Below are 18,656 nucleotides of genomic sequence, written 5' to 3'. Positions count from 1 at the left end.
GTCTCGAAGAAATTCGGGGCCTTTTTTTTATAAAAAAATTTCGAAAATGAGAATAACAATTGTTGGACTGGGATTAATAGGAGGCTCGATGGCAAAAGACCTTCGAAAATCAGGTTTTGCCACAGAACTGATCGGTGTGGATACCAACGAGGCGCATGCAGCCAAGGCGCTTGAACTTGGCCTGGTGGACAGGGTAAGCACACTGGAAGACAGTGTGAGTAAAACGGACCTGGTGTTGATCGCCATTCCGGTGGATAAAACGCTGGCTGTTTTGCCTGGAATCCTTGACCGGATTGAAAGTGGTACCACTGTTGCGGACATGGGGTCAACCAAGAAAGCACTGGTTGATTCGGTAGCCAGTCATAAACGCCGGAAAAACTATGTGGCCGCGCACCCGATGTCGGGTACCGAAAATTCCGGGCCCGCAGCAGCTCTCCAAGATTTATTTCGCGGAAAGATCGCCATTGTTTGCGACCAGGAAAACTCGGGGCCGCAACACATCGCGCTGATTGAAAAAATGTTTCAGAACCTGGGAATGGACATCGCCTATATGACTTCTGATGAACAGGACCACAGCACGGCTTTTGTGTCGCACCTGCCGCACGCTGCCGCCTTTGCCCTGGCCAATGCTGTGCAGGCCAAAGAAGACAGGAGCATCATTTTTGATCTGGCCAGCGGGGGATTTCGTTCAACTGTGCGACTTGCCAAAAGCGCCGGATCCATGTGGCATCCTATTTTTCAACAAAACCGCCGTTACGTTGTTGAAGCCCTGAATGTTTACATTAAGCATTTGAAAGAGTTCAGGGATTGCATGAAGGAGGAAGACGACGAAAGAATGTGGGAGTTGATTGAAAATGCCAACCGAATCAGAAATATTCTGGCCGGTGAAACTCCTCATCTCGTAAAAAATGAAGAAACAATAACAAAACTTTATACAAGATAATCATGACACTGAAATTAGACATTAATCCGATCAAAGCATGGTTGCCACACATCGACAACCCATTGCTTATTGCGGGGCCATGTAGCCTCGAATCGGAAAAACAAGCCCTCGATACCGCCCGCCTTCTGGCTAAAGATAAAAGAGTATTTGTATACCGCGGTGGTGTTTGGAAACCCCGTACCCGGCCCGGTTCGTTTGAAGGAGTTGGCTCGGTTGGCTTGAGCTGGCTGCAGAAAGTAAAGGAAGAAACCGGTTTGCCGGTGGGAACCGAAGTGGCGAATGCACAGCATACCGAAGAAGCGCTCAAGGCCGGATTAGATGTAATCTGGATTGGAGCGCGTTCAACTGCCAGCCCGTTTGTGGTGCAGGAGATTGCCGACGTATTGAAAGGCAGCAGTGCGGTTGTAATGATCAAAAACCCGGTAAACCCGGATGTGCAGCTGTGGATGGGCGCGATTGAACGTGTTCACCAGGCCGGTATTCGTAACATTGTGGCCATTCATCGTGGTTTTACACCCTTCAGAGAGACTAAGTACCGCAATTACCCGAACTGGAAAACCGTGATCGAGTTGCGTCGTACGATGCCGAACCTGCCTATTATTTGCGATCCGAGCCATATTGCCGGAAAGCGCGAATACCTGTTCGAAATTTCACAAAAGGCGTTTGATATGGGCATGGAGGGTTTGATGCTGGAGTCACACATTGATCCTTCGTGTGCTATGAGCGATGCGGCACAGCAGGTTACTCCCGCTGATTTGGGTAAGATCCTGGATAAACTGGTGATCCGTTACGAGAGTGCTGACAATCCAGATTTTGAGAACCGCCTGGATATGCTTCGTAACCGCATTGATGCCATCGATTCGGAGTTGCTTGAAATGTTATCGTCGAGGGTGGAAATCGTAAAAGAAATTGGTGCCTATAAGCGAGATAATAACGTTACGGCACTGCAGATCAACCGATGGACACAGTTGATGGAGAACCGTGTTAATCTGGGAAAGAAGTTGGATTTGGATGAAACTTTTGTGAAGATTCTCTTCCAGTTGATTCACGAAGATTCGGTGCGGATGCAAACCGAAATTATGGATGAAGAGAAATAGCTTTTGCTTACCATTGCGTCAAAATGATAAAAGAAAAACGGGAACCAATTGGTTCCCGTTTTTCTTTGTGGTTGACAAAGAATATGCTTAGTAGATCTTTCCAACCGGGTATCTTTTCCATGTTTTTTCAAGCCATTTAGAGTTATTGTAAATAAAAGCCATTTGTGCCCGGTGGTCTTTGGCAAACGCAGGGTCTGCTGCTCTTTTTTCTTCCAGTTTCTTTTTGAAATCAGGATGCTCTTTCAGGTATTTTAAGGCATTTTCTTCAAAACCGTACGAAGAAAAATACTCCCGCTGGTCCAGGATATTGTCAAAGAAATTCCAGCGGAAAAACGAATCTTCAGCTTTGGGCTCAAACATCTCCAACAGGTAGCGGATCCTTTCCTGCCGCACCGGAATTACCAAATCACCTTTGTAGTACCGGATCTGTTGTATTTCCGAATGTGTGGTAACCTTGTTGTGGTAATAATGCCCGTTGGCGGGGCGGGGCGAACTAGAATAGTCGTCAATGTAGTCAACCGAAACACTCATAACTGAGTCTGTTCTCAGTACCGAATAATTCACCCCGAGTAAATCGAGCTTTTGAATAATTTCAGAGTAGCCTTGTGGTAAAATATAATACTCTGGAACTTTTACCTTTTCAGAAGGAATCCAGTATTCGTAATATTTTATAGAGTCGGTGTAAGGTTTTGATGTATCGTAGCCAAAACGCTCAACGCCGGTTACAGGGCTGATTTGTTTGTCCACCGCTTCAAAGCCCTTGAATTCAATGGTGGTATAGCGGGTGGTATCCAATTGATAGCTGACCGGAAATTCATCCATTGTCATCGATTCCTGAATGCCCGCTGCTCTTTTCTGCCTGATTTCTTCACTGTTTCGGGAAGTATATTCCGCCAGCACCCGGATAAACTGGTAACAGGATTTTACGCGGTCGGGATAACCTTTGTAAATCTGATTCTCGGTCACCATGCCAAGGCTGTGAAACATTGTTGCAAATTCACTCGAATAACGCGGGCTGCCCTGGAACAATGCCATTCCCTGCCGGGGATCGTGGTAAATATAATTCACATACGGAATGAGTTCGTAGGTTCCTTTTTTCATGTCCTCAAAAAGCGCCGGGACAAAATCATCCTCAATAAAATCCTGCATTATTTTCGGGAATCTGGCGGGCGACGGTGGAATCAGGGTGATGGAATACTGGTGATCTGAGCCATTGGTAGTATGCGTGTCAAGAAAAACATCCGGATTCCACTCGTTAAAAATTTCATAAAAACTCAACGCATTTTGCGAGTCGCTTTTGGCAAAATCACGGTTCAGATCCAGGTTTCTGGCATTTCCTCGGAAGCCTGTTTCGTAAGGTGTTGTTTGCCCTGACCGGTTATAGGCACTGCGGTTTAAATGGCCGCCGATGTTGTACACTGGAATTATTATGATCACTGTGTTTTTAAGGATTTCAGACAAGTCGTCTTGCTTGCAAAGCAGGTTGTCGGCAAACCAAAGGCTGGCATCGATCCCTTCCGGTTCTCCCGGGTGAATTCCATTGTTGATCAGTAGAAGGGTCTTGCCCTGCTCGCGTATCGTTGCGGCATCAAAAACCGGTTCGTTGTTGATGACAAAAAGATGCAGGGGTTTTCCAATGTCGGTTTTTCCTTTTTCCAGCAGAACAGCATTTTCATAAACACTGTCAAGGAGCTGGAACATTTCTATCGTCTCGTTGTAAGTGGGGGTGTAGTTTTCTACAAAACGAAGGTTCAAAAGAGGTTGCTGGGCAATTGTTGTCAAACAGAAACAAAGCAGGCCCAGAATAAACATGGTTTTCTTCTCCATAAGTCAGGTCAGTTAGAATGAGTTCTGTTGAAACAATTGGCCGGGATTGTCCGTTCGGCGTCTATTTTCGTTCCAGATCGATGTACGAATAGTCAAAGCCGTTGGCTTCGTCAAAAAAATCTTCCCGCTTGTTTTCCTGCCATTCCGAAAAATCAATCTCCGGAAAATATACATCGGCCTCAAAAGGTTTATGAACCAGTGTGAGGTAGAGTTTTCCAGCCTGCGGGTAAAACTGGCGGTATACCATTCCTCCTCCAATCACAAAAGCTTCTTGTTCGCCCTGTACTTTCTGAATGGCTTCTTCGATGGAAAAAACCACTTCGCACCCCGGGAAAACATCGTCTGTTTTATCGGTGATAACAATGTGGCGGCGGTTTGGCAGTGGCCACTTGGGCAACGAAAGCAAGGTATTGCGTCCCATGATCAGGCTGTGACCGGAAGTTATTGCCTTGAAACGTTTCAGATCGTTGGGCAAATGAAAAAGCAGGTCGTTGTTTTTACCAATGGCAAAGTTCTCGGCAATAGCAACGATAATGGAAATGTTTTTATGGATCATTTTGAAATAATTAAACGGCCACAACTCCTTTAATAAGTGGGTGCGACTGGTAATTTGTCAGTTCGAAATCTTCGTATTTGAAATCGAAAATGCTTTTCACGTCGGGATTGATTTTCATGGTTGGCAGGGGATATGGCTCGCGTGTTAACTGCAGCTTTACCTGTTCGATGTGGTTGGAATAAATATGTACGTCGCCAAAAGTATGCACAAAATCTCCGGGCTGTAACCCGGTTACCTGTGCCACCATCATTGTCAGCAGTGCATACGACGCAATGTTGAACGGAACGCCCAGGAAAACATCGGCACTGCGCTGGTAAAGCTGGCATGATAGTTTCCCGTCAGCCACATAAAACTGGAAAAGAATGTGGCACGGAGGCAGGTTCATTTTGTCGAGTTCCCCCACGTTCCAGGCGCTTACAAGGTGCCTGCGCGAATCGGGATTATTTTTGATCGAGTCGATTAGCTGGCTGATCTGATCGATGTGTTTCCCGTCGGGTGTTGGCCAGCTGCGCCACTGGTAGCCGTAAATATGCCCGAGGTTGCCGTCGTCGTCGGCCCATTCGTTCCAGATTCTCACTCCGTTGTCCTGCAGGTACTTTACATTGGTGTCGCCCGCAAGAAACCACAGCAACTCATAAACAATCGACTTTAAGTGCAGCTTTTTGGTGGTTACCATCGGAAATCCTTCGCTCAGATCAAAACGCATTTGATGTCCAAACCGGCTGATTGTGCCGGTACCCGTGCGGTCTTCTTTTTTCGTCCCCTTTTCCAGAATAGTTTCCAATAAATCCAGATACTGCTTCATAATTCCTCCATTTTCTACAAAAATAGTTTTTTGATCAGAGTAGGCTCAGAAAGGGGACATTTAAATATCCACAAATGTTTGGTCCCTGTTAATTGAGTGCTTTATGTTTTATGCCGGCGGATTGATCTTTGCGCCGCATTTCTTGCAATAAACAGCGTCGTCGTCGTGGTGGTGCCACAGGCATTGCGGACAAACCTGGGTGTTGTCACGCCGCGATGGATTGATGATTTCGGCCGTAACAATACCCGTTGGAACCGCAATGATCGCATAACCCATGATCATAACTATGCTGGCCATGAACTGCCCCAACGAAGTTTGCGGGCTAATGTCGCCGTACCCGACGGTGGTTAGCGTAACAATGGCCCAGTAGATTCCGCGCGGAATGCTGGTAAAACCGTTGGCCTCGCCTTCAATCAGGTACATAACCGTCCCGATCACAATCACCAGTACGATCACAAAGAAAATAAATACGCTGATTTTTTCGCGGCTGGCCCAAAGGGCGCGTACCAGCGATCTGCCGGCCTGTGTGTAGCGGCTTAATTTCAGGATTCGGAAAATCCGGAGCATTCGCAAGATCCGAATTACAACCAGGCTGTGCGAACCAACCAGGAACAAGCCGATGTAGGTTGGAATGACCGACAAAAAATCGATAATGCCGTAAAAACTGAAAATGTACTGGAACGGCTTTCGTACGATAAGAATCCGAAGAAAGTATTCAACAGTAAAAATGCCTGTAATGATCCATTCCAGAATGTGCAAATGTGTCCGGTAGTCCTGACGGATAAACGGGACACTTTCGAGCATAACCAGCGCTACGCTAAGCAGAATGACAAACAGCAATATGACGTCGAAAAGTTTCCCTGTCGGCGTATCTGCTTCAAAAATAATTTCGTAGAGTTTTTGTCTGGTTTTACTCATTGCCGGTGCTTTGAGGCCTAAATATACAATATTTGCGGGAAGTGTGAGGCGGTCAAAAAAAAGCCTCCCCGAAAAACCGGAGAGGCTTGAAAATTATGTCGATTGGTTTTTTATAGTACCGATTCTACATTGTGGAGCGGAAGATTGAAAGCTTCAGCCACTCCTTCGTAAACAACTTTGCCATCCACAACATTGAGCCCTTTGCGTAAAGGTTCGCTGTCGATACAAGCCTGTTTCCATCCTTTTTGTGCAATCTGGATGGCGTAGGGCAGAGTTGCATTGGTTAAGGCGATGGTTGAAGTCCGCGGAACCGCACCCGGCATGTTGGCCACACAGTAGTGAAGAACGTGGTCGACTACAAAAGTCGGTTCGGCATGCGTGGTAGCTTTGGTGGTTTCAAAACATCCTCCCTGGTCAACGGCTACGTCAACCAATACGGTTCCCGGTTTCATGGTCGACAGCATGTCGCGTGTTACCAAATGGGGAGCTTTGGCGCCGGGAATAAGAACTGCTCCAATAATAAGATCGTTTTGTTTTACTGCTTCGCGAATGTTGTATTCGTTGCTCATCATCGTTTTCACATTCGGTGGCATAATGTCGTCAAGGTAACGCAAGCGGGGCAACGAAACGTCCATGATGGTAACATCGGCACCCAGTCCGGCAGCCATTTTGGCGGCTTCGGTTCCTACAATACCACCACCAATAATCAATACATTGGCCGGAGGAACACCGGGAACACCGCCCAGCAGTACACCGTATCCGCCAAATGTTTTTTCAAGGTATTTGGCACCTTCCTGTACCGACATACGGCCGGCAACTTCACTCATTGGTATCAGCAACGGAAGCGAACGGTTGGCCATTTCAACGGTTTCGTATGCCAAACAGACGGAGCCGTTTTCGATCATTGCATTGGTCAGTTCCTCGCTCGAAGCAAAATGGAAGTAAGTGTACAGGATCTGGCCTTTTTTGATCAGCTTGTATTCCGGCTCAATCGGCTCTTTTACTTTAATGATCATTTCAGCAATTCCATACACATCTTCAATGGTAGGAAGAATCTTGGCACCTGCATTTATGTAGTCTTCGTCAGGAAAGCCACTGCCGGCACCGCCGCCTGCCTGAATATACACTTCATGGCCGCGTTTACTTAGTTCGGCCGCTCCCGCAGGCGTGAGAGCAATACGATTTTCATTATTTTTGATTTCCTTAGGTACTCCGATAATCATATCTTAAAGATTTAGTAGTTATAATTCGAGCTCAAAAGTAAAAATAGAGAGTTTACGAAAACATGATAAAACTTAATTATTTAACGCTTTGTTAACGAATGAACTCTCAGTGGCTCAATGTGATGTTAATTTAGAAGTTAAATTTCCAACAATATTCCAAAATGAAACTTTTCAATCGTCGTTATTTTTAGATTGATAGGCTTATATTTGCTCACTTGTAATTTATTAAAACATGCCGACAGTATCAGACAGGGGAAGGATAATGCCTGATTCACCCATCAGGAAATTGGCTCCGTTGGCTCAACGAGCTAAGGAGAGGGGGATAAAAGTGTTTCATTTGAATATCGGTCAGCCCGATTTACCAACTCCCAAAGAAGCACTGGCGGCGATTCAGAACATCGATCGTACAATATTAGAGTACACTCCCAGTGAGGGAATTTTTTCGTTTCGGCAAAAACTGGCGAAATATTACCACAAGTTTGACATTGATGTGCAGGCCGAAGATATCATCATTACTTCGGGAGGAAGCGAAGCGGTTACTTTTGCGTTTATGAGCTGCCTCGATCCGGGAGATGAGATCATTGTCCCGGAACCGGCGTATGCCAATTACGAAGCTTTTGCGATTGTGGCGGGGGCTAAGATTCGCTCGATTGCAGCCAATATCGAAGAAGGTTTTTCTTTGCCGCCCGTGGAAGAATTCGAGAAGCTGATCACTCCCAAAACAAAAGGGATTATGATCTGTAATCCGAACAACCCAACGGGGTATCTTTATACGCAACAGGAAATGAATGAAATTCGCGACCTGGTGAAAAAGTACGATCTGTATCTTTTTTCCGACGAGGTTTACCGCGAGTTTTGTTACACCGGGGCTCCTTACATTTCGGCTTTTCACCTGGAAGGTATTGAGCAGAACGTGGTGTTGATCGATTCTGTTTCAAAACGATACAGTGAGTGTGGATTGAGGATTGGTGCCTTGATCACTAAAAATGCAGCGGTTAAAAAGAACGTAATGAAGTTCTGTCAGGCGCGTTTAAGTCCACCATTGATCGGGCAAATTGCTGCCGAGGCTTCGTTGGATGCCGACCCGGAATACATGCTCAATAACTACAACGAATACGTGAACCGCCGAAAGTTTCTGATTGACGGCTTAAACCGGATCGACGGAGTTTATTCTCCGATCCCGATGGGCGCATTTTATACGGTGGCCCGTTTGCCCGTTGATAATTCGGATCGCTTTTGTGAATGGTTGCTGTCTGACTTTGATTACGAAGGGCAAACGATTTTTCTGGCTCCCGCATCGGGCTTCTATACCGTACCCGACAGAGGGCAGGATGAAGTGAGGATTGCCTACGTTCTGAAAAAAGAAGACCTGGCAAAGGCGCTCAAAATTCTGGAGGAAGCCCTGAAAGTTTACCCGGGAAGCAAAGTGCGGCGGGTTGAAATAGGACAGGAAAGTACAAAGTAGTGATACAAGATATTGGAAAATCCGGGAGCTGTGCTTACCGGATTTTTATTTTTGTGACTGCTTGTTTAATTGCTCCTGGTCTCATCGTCCCAAAGAGGATGGAAGGTTTTGGTAAAACCTTAAAATCTCAGATGAAGATTATTCGGAGTTTTTAGCATTACTTGATAACTTAAAAACAAGCCACTTTAGTTACATGAAAAAAATTATTCTTCTTTTTCTGATTCTGGCCGGAATACAGGTTCTTGCACACGACAAAGATTCAACCTGGTTCCGAAATAATTACACCAAGCAGGAAGTTTACATTCCCATGCGCGACGGTGTAAAGCTGTTCACTTCGGTTTATATGCCCAAAAATTCGGACGAAAAACACCCGATTCTGATAACCAGAACGCCTTACTCGTGCAAGCCTTACGGTGCGGATAAATATGCCCGCATCTGGAAAAGCTATCAAAGGGAGTATCTGAAAGAAGGATACATCATCGTAACGCAGGATGTTCGTGGGCGGTGGATGAGCGAAGGTGAGTTTGTGGATGTTCGTCCCTTTAATTCCAACAAAAGAGGAAAAGAGATTGACGAAGCCAGTGATGCTTATGACACGGTGGATTGGTTGGTGAAGAATCTGCCCGATAACAACGGGAAGGTGGGCGTTTTGGGTATTTCCTATCCGGGATTTTACTCGATTATGGCGGCAGCAAGTAATCACCCGGCGATAAAGGCCGTAAGTCCGCAAGCGCCCGCTACCAACTGGTTTATTGGTGACGATTTTCATCATAATGGGGCATTTCTGCCGATGGACGCCTTTTCGTTTTTTTCGGGAGTGGGCTGGGGATTTGGCGCTCCACGACCCGAACCAACAACACAAGGTCCGGTTTCAGCAGGATTTCCTGTAGAAGATAACTACAAGTTTTATTTGGCGCAGGGCACTTTGAAGAACCTGACAAAATTAACCGGCGACACCATTGCGTTCTGGAGCGAGATGATGGAACACCCCATTTACGATGAATGGTGGCAGGCCCGCGATGCCAGAAATGCAACGTTTGATCTGAAACCTGCCCTGTTGTGGGTGGGTGGTTTGTTTGACGCCGAAGATTGCTGGGGAGCATGGAACGCTTACAAAGCTGCCGAGAAAAATAATCCGGGAAAAGTATTTAACCGGATTGTGGAAGGTCCCTGGTATCACGGGCAATGGGCACGCGGCGATGGTGCAAGTCATGGAAATATTCAGTTTGGGGCGAAAACCAGCGAGTATTACCAGGAAAATTTCGAAGTGCCGTTTTTCAATTATTTTCTGAAAGGCAAAGGAGATGTTTCTCAGATTGCAGAAGCAAACGTATTTATAACCGGGGCCAACAAATGGACGAAATTCGACCAATGGCCTCCTGTTCAAAAAGCAGACAAAGCCATCTATTTGCAGGCTGGTGGCAAATTGTCGTTTGAGGTGCCAACCTCTGGTGAAGATTTTACTGCATATATCAGCGATCCTGCCAAGCCGGTTCCTTACGAGGAACATGTTCATTTGGGCCGTACCCGCGAGTACATGTCTAACAACCAGCAGTTTGCAGCCCGTCGTCCCGATGTTTTGGTTTTTCAGACTGATGTTTTGTCGGAAGATGTAACAGTTGCCGGAAGCGTGCTTGCAGATATCATGACCAGCATTTCAACAAGCGATGCTGATTTTGTGGTAAAAATCATCGATGTTTTTCCGGATGATTTTGCGTATCCCGAAAACGTTGAAAAAGATTACCCGATGGGTGGATATCAAATGCTGGTGCGTGGCGAGGTTTTCAGGGGCCGGTTCAGAAAAAGTTTTGAAAAACCCGAAGCTTTTACGCCGGGGCTGGTGGAGCAAGTGAAGTTTGAATTGCCCGATATCGCACACTGTTTTCAAAAAGGGCATCGCATAATGGTGCAAATTCAGAGTAGTTGGTTTCCGTTGGTGGATCGCAATCCGCAGCAGTTTGTGGACATTTATAATTGCGATGAATCGGACTTTGTAAAATGCGAGATTAAAGTTTATCACGATACACAACATGCATCAAAAATAATTTTGCCGATTTTGAATTGATGTTTTGTTAGATATAGATTGAAGGGGCCGTTCCAAAAGTTCTTTTGTGTTAGATTGATGTTACAATTTGTAAGTAATCACTTGGGTTTTCACCCCTAAATCCCCTGGAGGGGATTTTAAGCCTCCCACTTTAGGGGAGGTTTGGAGGGGTAAATGAAAGCCGATTATAAGTTGTAAGTTTCTTTTAAAACAACTTGACTTTTGGGATAGCCTTTTTCTTTGTTCAATAAATTGGGTAATAATAGTTCTGATTCGGCGTTTGTAAAGAACTAAATCAAACAAAATGAACACACCGATCTCTCTTTCTTCGCGATTCAATTTTACTGATAAAAGGTATATGGCCAGCCGTGTTGCATGTATTGCATTTATGATTGTATTTGGGCTTTATCTTTGGGGTGGTCGTTCGTTGGCGGCAAGTGCAATTTCTGTTACGGCGATTCTTCTGTTCGTCCTTCAATTTGTCCTTCAGTTTAATGCAGTAAACGGAGTTTTAGGCGGCCTGATGGTGCTTGTTGGTCTCTATTTTTCAATGGCCGTTTGGTCGGAGTTTAGTGAGTTTGAAGTGGTGAACAAAGAGGCGCTAACGCTTCTGTTTGTTGGATGGGGGCTTTGTTTGTCAGTGATTGTTTTGGCAATTTTTATGGTTGTCAGCTTTATCCGTGATTTTACTGTCTAGGAAAGTGTTACAGCTACGAACGAATACAAAAACAAAAGCCGGCTAAATAACCGGCTTCTGAGTATTGTATTGCTGAATTTCTTAATTCATGTTTTTGATTCTGTCCATCGCTTCCAGCACATTTTCGCGGTCGGCAAAAGCAGAAAAACGGAAGTAGCCTTCACCCGAAGGACCAAAGCCTGAACCCGGAGTTCCAACCACGTTGGCTTCCGTTAAAACCTTGTCGAAGAATTCCCACGATTTCATGCCGTTTTTGGTTCTTACCCAAATGTAAGGAGCGTTTTCGCCACCAAACACTTCATAACCCGCATTGGCGAGGCTCTCTTTCATAATGCGTGCATTCTCCATGTAGTAAGCAATCACTTCGCTTACTTCTTTCTTGCCTTCTTCGGTATAAATAGCGGCAGCAGCTTTTTGTACCGGGTACGAAACGCCGTTGAATTTGGTCGAATGACGACGGTTCCACAATGGTTTTACCGGGTGAGCCTTTCCGGCTTTGTCGTAAGCTACCAGGTCGTCCGGAACTACAGCGAACGCACAACGTGTTCCAGTGAATCCGGCTGTTTTCGAGAAACTGCGGAATTCGATGGCCACTTTTTTGGCACCTTCAATTTCGTAGATCGAACGCGGAATGCTGTCATCCTGAATAAAGGCTTCGTAAGCTGCATCGTAAAGAATAATTGCATTCTTTTCAATGGCATAATCCACCCACTTTTTCAGTTCTTCTTTCGATGCCACCGTTCCGGTTGGGTTATTCGGATAGCAAAGGAAGATCAGGTCCGGAGTTTCGGTAGGAAGTTCCGGAATAAAGCCATTTTCTTTGTTACAAGGCATGTAAACAATGCCTTCGTAGTAGCCGTTTGCCTGGCAAGTGCCTGTTTTTCCTGACATTACCGTAGTGTCGGCATATACCGGGTAAACCGGGTCGCAAATGGCAATTTTATTATCGTTCCCAAAAATTTCCTGGATGTTGCCGGTATCACATTTCGAGCCGTCTGAAATGAAAATCTCACCTGCCGAAATATCAACACCTTTGTCCTGGTATGAATGTTTTGCAATGGCTTCGCGCAAAAAAGCATAGCCCTGTTCCGGGCCGTAACCTTTAAATGTTTCGCCTTTGGCCATTTCATCCACTCCTTCGTGGAAAGCCTTTACAACACTCGGCACCAGTGGCTGGGTAACGTCGCCGATACCCATTTTGATCACTTTTTTATCCGGGTTGGCTGCAATAAAATCATTCACACGCCGCCCGATTTCGGGGAAGAGATAACCCGCCTGAAGCTTCAGGTAATTTTCGTTAATTAATGCCATATCTATCTGTTTTTATTGAATTTCAATTGAAGCTGCTAAGATAAGAAATATAAGTGGCGACACCTTTCTTGGTGAACCGGGCTAATTCTTATTTAGATTTTTTTAATGAAGTTTGTCGGTTTTTGTTTAGACCAGAGTGTTACTTTTGTAGGAAACTCATCATTATGCAAAATTTCTATATCAAATCACACGGATTAGGTAACGACTACATAGTACTTGACCAGGATACGATCACTTTTGAATTGACTAAAAAAGCCATTGTTCGCATCTGCGATGTGCATTTTGGAATTGGCTCCGACGGAATTTTGTTGAAAGTGCCGTCAGAAGTGGCGGATTTTGGCTTGCGCATTTTAAATCCTGACGGATCGGAAGCGGAAAAAAGTGGGAACGGCCTGCGGATTTTTTCGAAGTTTTTGTATGATCACGGACACACCACTGAAAAAGTGTTTACCATTGAAACACCCGGCGGATTGGTTACTGCCGAGATTGTGGCAGAACGCAACGGCAAAGCTCACACGATTAAGGTGGATATGGGCAAAGCCATTTTTGAGGCAGTAAAAGTTCCGGTGAACATCGAGGCTGCTGAATGCATCGACAAACCTTTGCATTTGCACGACCAGTCGTTTAAAATAAACTGTGTTTCGGTGGGCAACCCGCATTGTGTAATATTGGTTGATGAGTTGGATGAAGCAGAAGTAAAAAGTTATGGCTCTGACATTGAGAATCATCCGATGTTTCCGAATCGTATCAATGTGCAGTTTGCAAAGGTAATTTCGCCGACCGAAGTGGAAGCCATGATTTGGGAACGGGGCGCCGGCTGGACACTGGCTTCCGGAAGTTCGTCGTGTGCGGTGGCAGCAACGGTTATCAAACGCGGACTGACCGAAAGAAACCTGACCATAAAAATGCCGGGCGGAAATCTTCGCATTGAAATTGATGAGGATTGGGAAATTCGCATGACCGGCGAAGTGCGTGAGATTGCCTCAGGCACACTCAGTGCAGAGTTAATGGAAGATTTTGACGCCAACTAGATCATATTTCCAGGCTTGTAAATTCTTTGGTGACTTCATATTCATATTCGGGATATTCGTACATGGGCATCCGTGCTTCGGTTTGCCCAATCGAATAACCGTAAATCCGCCGGTAATCGTCGCGGTCTTCTCCCATTTCTTCCAGCTGGTTGAGGTATTCGGCAATCGATTTCGATTCGATAACGATTACTTTACCCATGGTGTCGATTATCGGGCTGTGGTTTCGGGTGCGATCGTGATCAAACTCCAGGATTCGTCTTCCGTAGCGGGTAATGCCAATCGTTCTGAACGTTAGGCTTTTCCCTACTCCGGGGAGATTGAGGATGTTTCTGTCGGTAGCTAAAAACGGGAGATCATGCTCTTCTCTTAACCGGGTTATTTTGCTTTTGATCGTTTTTGAATCGAGCATCAGCGATTGTGTAAAATCCATTTCATCCTCCGGTATTTTCCCTATTATCTTCTCTTCCATAGCTTCCTGTACCGATCGCGAATTGGGTGCAAAACTGGCCGTGTTTTCCTTGAATCCTTTCACCGTGAAGGTGTAATAGGTCAAAACGCCTATGTCGTTCAGCACTTTCCTGAGTTTGGCTGTGTGTCCGCGACGCGACGCAGCAGTGGTGAAAACAAGCTGGTTGGTAACTGCCCATCCGGCATTTAAAAATACCTGGACAGCTCTTCGGGCCTCGGGAGTTATTTCCATCGGCGACTCGAAGTGGGTTTGAATGATAAATTGCTTAATCCCTATTTGAGAAGCTTTGATTCTGAACTTTTCCAAAATGTGTCCCAGCTCGGGTGTCATTCGTTGCGGCAGATAAACCGGCAGCCGCGTGCCAATTCTGATCCGTATGATTTCTGCATACTTCTCGTGTTCCGGGCGTCCCTTGTTTTCTTTTTTCTTTTTTGACGCCATTTGGTAAATTTCATCCAACATTTGGCGAAGGCTGTTGTCGTGGCTCATAAGGGCATCGCCGCCGGTAAGCAGAATGTCGCGCAACTGGGAGTCGTCCTTGAAATAGTCCAGTAATTTGGGTAGTCGTTCACTCCAGCTTTCGTCCGGTTTAAGTTTGTCCAGGTTAAAATTCAGACGTCCCCGCTGAAAGTCGAACATGCGTTGACAACTGGCGCATAATCCCCCACAAGCACGGCCGACCGTGTCGGGGATAAAAATGGCCACTTCGGGGTATCTTCGGTGAATGTTGTGTGAAGGAAGAATCCAGCCTGCTGCATTGGGTTTCCCGGGCTCCGTTTTGTCTTCCTTTTCCCAGGCCACAATTTCGCCAAATTCTTCTACCAGCTGCTGGCTGTAAACTACGTAACAACGAATGGCGAGATCACCACCAACCGCAAATTCAGGTGTCTGAACATTAAGCAGCGACAGGTAATAGGGATTCACAAAAAACGGAATTCCTTTTTCGCGCGCTTCGTATAAAATTTTCATGGTATCCGGGTCAAGCGAATAATCAAGCATCTCGTTTAGCAGGTCGGGCGAGCGTACAGCAAATTTGAGATGGAAACGGCTTTCATTCCACCATTCTTCCATCTTTTCCCGTTTTTGTTTGATCGTCATTCCTGTTCCAAAATTATAGCTTGGACTTGCGATCTCTCCGGCGTCAATTTTTTTCAGCAGAATGTTGACGATCCGTTCTTTGTTCTTTTTTCGCAACTCAATTATATTGCTATCAATTCCTGAGGGATATTTTTTCATCCACTCTGCTACCTCTTTCTTTTTTGGGAGGTCACGCGGTAAGGCCCCATTTAGTTGGCGGAACAGTTGAAGCATATCCATAAAGAAACCGGGTTTGGCACCTCCAATTCCAAAGTTGGTCGCCATCCACAACATTTTGATCGGGTTGCTTACCGCCATTTCTCCGTGAATATTCTGGTCGGCGTATTGTTCGCCTGCATGGTCCAGGTAATCGAGGATGCGGATGGCTGCAAAATCTTCCCAATTCAGCAAGTCATACAATTCAGGATTGGTTTTCTGGCTATAGTAGAAGCGCTCGGCCGCGCTGTTTCTTTTTAGTTTAGGCAAAATCCAGTTGCGAACCGCAGTTAGCGCCTCTTCGCGTGTGGCGGCAGTTAGCAGAATTTTTTCCAATACAGGATTTTCGTTTAGCAGTGTTCGAAGCAGGCGATGGGCGTGAACGGTGATGGCGATATTATCCAGATTTGCTGAAGTTGTCATGGCTTTGATTTTTTTAAATGGAAACCCTTATTCTTTAATATAAGAAAAACAGGGCACTTTTCCTAGGTTTTAACTTGCTTAAAGCGAGGAGTATTACCGGATTTTTAATAAAAAAGTGAAAGTAAAATTCAGTATTCGTATTATTCACCAAAACAATTATCTTTGCGCTGATTTTTAGTAATTTATTTAGAATTCCTGAAAAGGAAGGATCACCTAAAATTGAAATAATGACACATAAAGCAGGCTTTGTGAACATTGTTGGAAATCCCAACGTAGGGAAATCCACGATCATGAACGCACTCGTTGGAGAAAAACTCTCCATTATCACCCAAAAAATGCAAACCACCCGCCACCGCATCAAAGGCATTGTTAGTGGCGATGAATTCCAGATCGTTTACTCGGATACACCCGGTATTCTGAAACCCAGTTACAAACTGCAGGAATCGATGATGAAATTTGTTGATTCGGCGCTGATCGACGCGGATGTGATTTTGTTTGTAACCGATGTAAAGGAAAAGAGTGACAAAAATCCGGAGTACATTGAAAAGGTACGTAAGTCGAATATGCCGGTGATTGTATTGATCAACAAGATCGATTTGTCGAACCAGGAAGAAGTGCTAAAACTTTACGATTACTGGAGAGATGTTTTTCCGGGCGCGGATGTTTTTCCGATTTCGGCGCTCGAAAAATTTAACATTGCACCGATCTTCGACCGCATCCTGGAGTTGTTGCCCGAAAGTCCGCCATTCTTCCCAAAAGATGAACTGACCGACCGGAACGAACGCTTTTTTGTACAGGAAATTATCCGCGAAAAGATTTTGTTGAACTACCAAAAGGAAATTCCTTATTCGGTGGAAGTGGAAGTGGAAGAGTTCAAGGAAACGGACAAACTGATCAATATAAGAGCCGTGATTTATGTTTCGCGCGATAGCCAGAAAGGAATCATTATCGGGCACCAGGGGAAAATGATTAAAAGAGTGGGCTCTGAAGCGCGCGCAGATGCAGAAGAGTTTTTCGATAAAAAAATATTCCTCGAATTGTATGTGAAAGTGGCCAGGGACTGGCGGGAAACAGACCGTCAGCTGAAGAAATTTGGTTACGACGCGTATTAATTCCAGCAGAGAGTATTTAGTAGTGAGTAATGAGAATTTCTTGTTAGGCAATAACAGGAAACACCGGACTTTGGTCCTTAAACAAAGAAGAAAGAAATGAGCAGCAAAATAGTAGCAATTGTAGGAAGACCCAACGTTGGAAAATCCACGCTTTTTAACCGTTTGATTGAACAGCGAAAAGCCATCGTGGATGAAACGGCCGGTGTAACCCGCGACCGCAATTACGGGAAAAGCCAGTGGAACGGCGTGGAATTTTCGGTGATCGATACCGGAGGCTACGTGGTAAATTCGGATGATGTATTTGAAGCGGAGATCAACAAGCAGGTGCACCTGGCAATCGATGAGGCGGATGTGATAATGTTTGTAGTTGATGTTGAATCCGGGATAACCGATCTTGATGATGCCGTCGCAAACATCCTTCGCAGAAGTAAAAAAGAAGTGGTGCTGGTAGTTAACAAAGTGGATAACAATCAGCGTATCATGGATGCACAGGAATTCTACGGCCTGGGCTTGGGAGAGATTTTCTGCATTTCTTCAATGACAGGTAGCGGTACCGGCGATATGCTTGATGTACTGGTGGATAAACTTCCCAAAACATCGGATGTGGAAGAGGAGCACGAATTGCCTCACTTGTCGGTAGTGGGAAGGCCGAATGTAGGTAAATCGTCATTTATCAATGCATTGATCGGGGAAAACCGCAACATTGTAACTGATGTAGCAGGTACCACCCGTGATTCCATTCATACGCGCTACAACAAATTCGGACACGATTTTATGATTGTGGACACCGCCGGTTTGCGGAAGAAGGGAAAAGTGAACGAAGATCTTGAGTTTTACTCGGTGTTGCGCTCGGTTCGTACCATCGAAAGCTCGGATGTGTGTTTACTGATTCTTGATGCCACCCGTGGAGTGGAGGCGCAGGATGTGAATATTTTCAACCTGATCGTTCGCAATAAAAAAGGAGTTGTGGTGCTGGTAAACAAGTGGGATTTGATTGAAAAGGATACGCATTCTACCAAGAAATTTGCCGAACAAATTCAGGAACGTTTTGCACCGTTTACCGATGTGCCAATCATTTTCATTTCGGCACTTACCAAACAACGTGTGCACAAAGCGCTCGAAACAGCCATGGAAGTGCACGAAAACCGCAAGCAGCGTATTAAAACTTCGGAATTGAACGAAGTGTTGCTCGAAGCCATTGAGAACTACGGGCCACCCGCAGTAAAAGGCAAGTTTGTCAAAATTAAATACTGTACGCAGTTGCCATCGCCAACACCAACGTTTGCCTTGTTTGCCAACCTGCCGCAATACATTCGCGAACCGTACAAACGTTATATCGAAAACCAGTTGCGCGATAACTTTAATTTTACCGGCGTGCCGATTCAGATCTTTTTCCGCCAGAAATAGGAATAGAATCTTCAAAAAAAGATACAATGCTCCAT

The 18,656-nt window shown here is 45.4% G+C and carries 14 protein-coding genes and 1 pseudogene; 8 read left to right on the top strand and 7 right to left on the bottom strand.

Translation table 11 applies throughout. The features are described from left to right. Positions 1-22 precede the first annotated feature (22 nt). Both INQ51_RS04340 and INQ51_RS04335 read left to right on the top strand, forming a co-directional pair. Positions 23-943 (top strand): annotated as a pseudogene (locus tag INQ51_RS04340) (prephenate dehydrogenase); the annotation flags it as partial. Between the two features lie 2 nt (positions 944-945). Then, positions 946-2,040: a chorismate mutase gene (locus INQ51_RS04335; RefSeq protein ID WP_233376656.1), complete on the top strand. Its 1,095-nt coding sequence runs from the start codon at positions 946-948 to the stop codon at positions 2,038-2,040. An 87-nt stretch (positions 2,041-2,127) separates the two neighbouring features. On the opposite strand, the gene INQ51_RS04330 is transcribed toward INQ51_RS04335, so the two are convergent. The 5 genes from INQ51_RS04330 to ald all read right to left on the bottom strand — a co-directional run bounded on the left by INQ51_RS04330 (position 2,128) and on the right by ald (position 7,369). After that, entirely contained in the window at positions 2,128-3,867 is a 1,740-nt protein-coding gene (locus tag INQ51_RS04330) for a M14 family zinc carboxypeptidase (protein WP_233376655.1), read from the bottom strand. Positions 3,868-3,928: 61 nt separating this feature from the next. Continuing rightward, complete coding sequence (locus tag INQ51_RS04325) at positions 3,929-4,423, bottom strand: dihydrofolate reductase (protein ID WP_233376654.1); 495 nt, start codon at positions 4,421-4,423, stop codon at positions 3,929-3,931. Between the two features lie 10 nt (positions 4,424-4,433). Beyond that, positions 4,434-5,228: a thymidylate synthase gene (locus tag INQ51_RS04320; protein ID WP_233376653.1), complete on the bottom strand. Its 795-nt coding sequence runs from the start codon at positions 5,226-5,228 to the stop codon at positions 4,434-4,436. Between the two features lie 108 nt (positions 5,229-5,336). Further along, the gene (locus INQ51_RS04315; RefSeq protein ID WP_233376652.1) at positions 5,337-6,146 is read right to left on the bottom strand and encodes an ion transporter; all 810 of its coding nucleotides are present in this window, start codon (positions 6,144-6,146) and stop codon (positions 5,337-5,339) included. A 110-nt stretch (positions 6,147-6,256) separates the two neighbouring features. After that, on the bottom strand, positions 6,257-7,369 hold the full coding sequence (gene ald / locus INQ51_RS04310; protein WP_233376651.1) for an alanine dehydrogenase: 1,113 nt from the start codon (positions 7,367-7,369) through the stop codon (positions 6,257-6,259). Positions 7,370-7,601: 232 nt separating this feature from the next. On the opposite strand from ald, the gene INQ51_RS04305 reads away from it, so the two are divergent. The 3 genes from INQ51_RS04305 to INQ51_RS04295 all read left to right on the top strand — a co-directional run bounded on the left by INQ51_RS04305 (position 7,602) and on the right by INQ51_RS04295 (position 11,575). After that, positions 7,602-8,834 carry a pyridoxal phosphate-dependent aminotransferase gene (locus INQ51_RS04305; protein WP_233376650.1) on the top strand — a complete coding sequence of 411 codons (1,233 nt, stop codon included), beginning with the start codon at positions 7,602-7,604 and terminating at the stop codon, positions 8,832-8,834. A gap of 193 nt (positions 8,835-9,027) precedes the next feature. Beyond that, the gene (locus tag INQ51_RS04300; protein WP_233376649.1) at positions 9,028-10,899 is read left to right on the top strand and encodes a CocE/NonD family hydrolase; all 1,872 of its coding nucleotides are present in this window, start codon (positions 9,028-9,030) and stop codon (positions 10,897-10,899) included. 283 nt (positions 10,900-11,182) lie between these two features. Further along, complete coding sequence (locus INQ51_RS04295; RefSeq protein ID WP_233376648.1) at positions 11,183-11,575, top strand: hypothetical protein; 393 nt, start codon at positions 11,183-11,185, stop codon at positions 11,573-11,575. A gap of 81 nt (positions 11,576-11,656) precedes the next feature. Here the strand turns inward: INQ51_RS04295 and INQ51_RS04290 are convergent, their stop codons facing one another. Next, complete coding sequence (locus INQ51_RS04290; protein ID WP_233376647.1) at positions 11,657-12,886, bottom strand: LL-diaminopimelate aminotransferase; 1,230 nt, start codon at positions 12,884-12,886, stop codon at positions 11,657-11,659. A gap of 164 nt (positions 12,887-13,050) precedes the next feature. On the opposite strand from INQ51_RS04290, the gene dapF reads away from it, so the two are divergent. Continuing rightward, on the top strand, positions 13,051-13,917 hold the full coding sequence (gene dapF / locus INQ51_RS04285) for a diaminopimelate epimerase (protein ID WP_233376646.1): 867 nt from the start codon (positions 13,051-13,053) through the stop codon (positions 13,915-13,917). Position 13,918: 1 nt separating this feature from the next. Here the strand turns inward: dapF and INQ51_RS04280 are convergent, their stop codons facing one another. Next, a complete protein-coding gene (locus INQ51_RS04280; protein ID WP_233376645.1) occupies positions 13,919-16,102 on the bottom strand; it encodes a KamA family radical SAM protein in 2,184 nt (727 codons plus the stop codon). Positions 16,103-16,329: 227 nt separating this feature from the next. On the opposite strand from INQ51_RS04280, the gene era reads away from it, so the two are divergent. Then, positions 16,330-17,214, top strand: coding sequence for a GTPase Era (era, locus tag INQ51_RS04275; RefSeq protein ID WP_233376644.1), 885 nt, complete (start codon positions 16,330-16,332; stop codon positions 17,212-17,214). Positions 17,215-17,310: 96 nt separating this feature from the next. Further along, the gene (gene der, locus INQ51_RS04270; RefSeq protein WP_233376643.1) at positions 17,311-18,621 is read left to right on the top strand and encodes a ribosome biogenesis GTPase Der; all 1,311 of its coding nucleotides are present in this window, start codon (positions 17,311-17,313) and stop codon (positions 18,619-18,621) included. Positions 18,622-18,656 lie beyond the last annotated feature (35 nt).

The sequence above is a fragment of the Maribellus sp. CM-23 genome, from assembly GCF_021354595.1.
Taxonomy (GTDB): Bacteria; Bacteroidota; Bacteroidia; order Bacteroidales; family Prolixibacteraceae; genus Draconibacterium.
The sequence above is the reverse complement of the archived record's forward strand: the minus strand, read 5'-3'. Positions and strand labels throughout refer to the sequence as shown.

What these genes read in the sequence shown, in the direction of transcription:
- INQ51_RS04300 (WP_233376649.1), top strand. Translation starts at nt 9,028, where the DNA reads ATGAAAAAAATTATTCTTCTTTTTCTGATTCTGGCCGGAATACAGGTT.
- INQ51_RS04330 (WP_233376655.1), bottom strand. Translation starts at nt 3,867, where the DNA reads ATGGAGAAGAAAACCATGTTTATTCTGGGCCTGCTTTGTTTCTGTTTG.
- INQ51_RS04295 (WP_233376648.1), top strand. Translation starts at nt 11,183, where the DNA reads ATGAACACACCGATCTCTCTTTCTTCGCGATTCAATTTTACTGATAAA.
- INQ51_RS04290 (WP_233376647.1), bottom strand. Translation starts at nt 12,886, where the DNA reads ATGGCATTAATTAACGAAAATTACCTGAAGCTTCAGGCGGGTTATCTC.
- INQ51_RS04280 (WP_233376645.1), bottom strand. Translation starts at nt 16,102, where the DNA reads ATGACAACTTCAGCAAATCTGGATAATATCGCCATCACCGTTCACGCC.
- dapF (WP_233376646.1), top strand. Translation starts at nt 13,051, where the DNA reads ATGCAAAATTTCTATATCAAATCACACGGATTAGGTAACGACTACATA.
- era (WP_233376644.1), top strand. Translation starts at nt 16,330, where the DNA reads ATGACACATAAAGCAGGCTTTGTGAACATTGTTGGAAATCCCAACGTA.
- INQ51_RS04335 (WP_233376656.1), top strand. Translation starts at nt 946, where the DNA reads ATGACACTGAAATTAGACATTAATCCGATCAAAGCATGGTTGCCACAC.
- INQ51_RS04320 (WP_233376653.1), bottom strand. Translation starts at nt 5,228, where the DNA reads ATGAAGCAGTATCTGGATTTATTGGAAACTATTCTGGAAAAGGGGACG.
- ald (WP_233376651.1), bottom strand. Translation starts at nt 7,369, where the DNA reads ATGATTATCGGAGTACCTAAGGAAATCAAAAATAATGAAAATCGTATT.
- der (WP_233376643.1), top strand. Translation starts at nt 17,311, where the DNA reads ATGAGCAGCAAAATAGTAGCAATTGTAGGAAGACCCAACGTTGGAAAA.
- INQ51_RS04325 (WP_233376654.1), bottom strand. Translation starts at nt 4,423, where the DNA reads ATGATCCATAAAAACATTTCCATTATCGTTGCTATTGCCGAGAACTTT.
- INQ51_RS04305 (WP_233376650.1), top strand. Translation starts at nt 7,602, where the DNA reads ATGCCGACAGTATCAGACAGGGGAAGGATAATGCCTGATTCACCCATC.
- INQ51_RS04315 (WP_233376652.1), bottom strand. Translation starts at nt 6,146, where the DNA reads ATGAGTAAAACCAGACAAAAACTCTACGAAATTATTTTTGAAGCAGAT.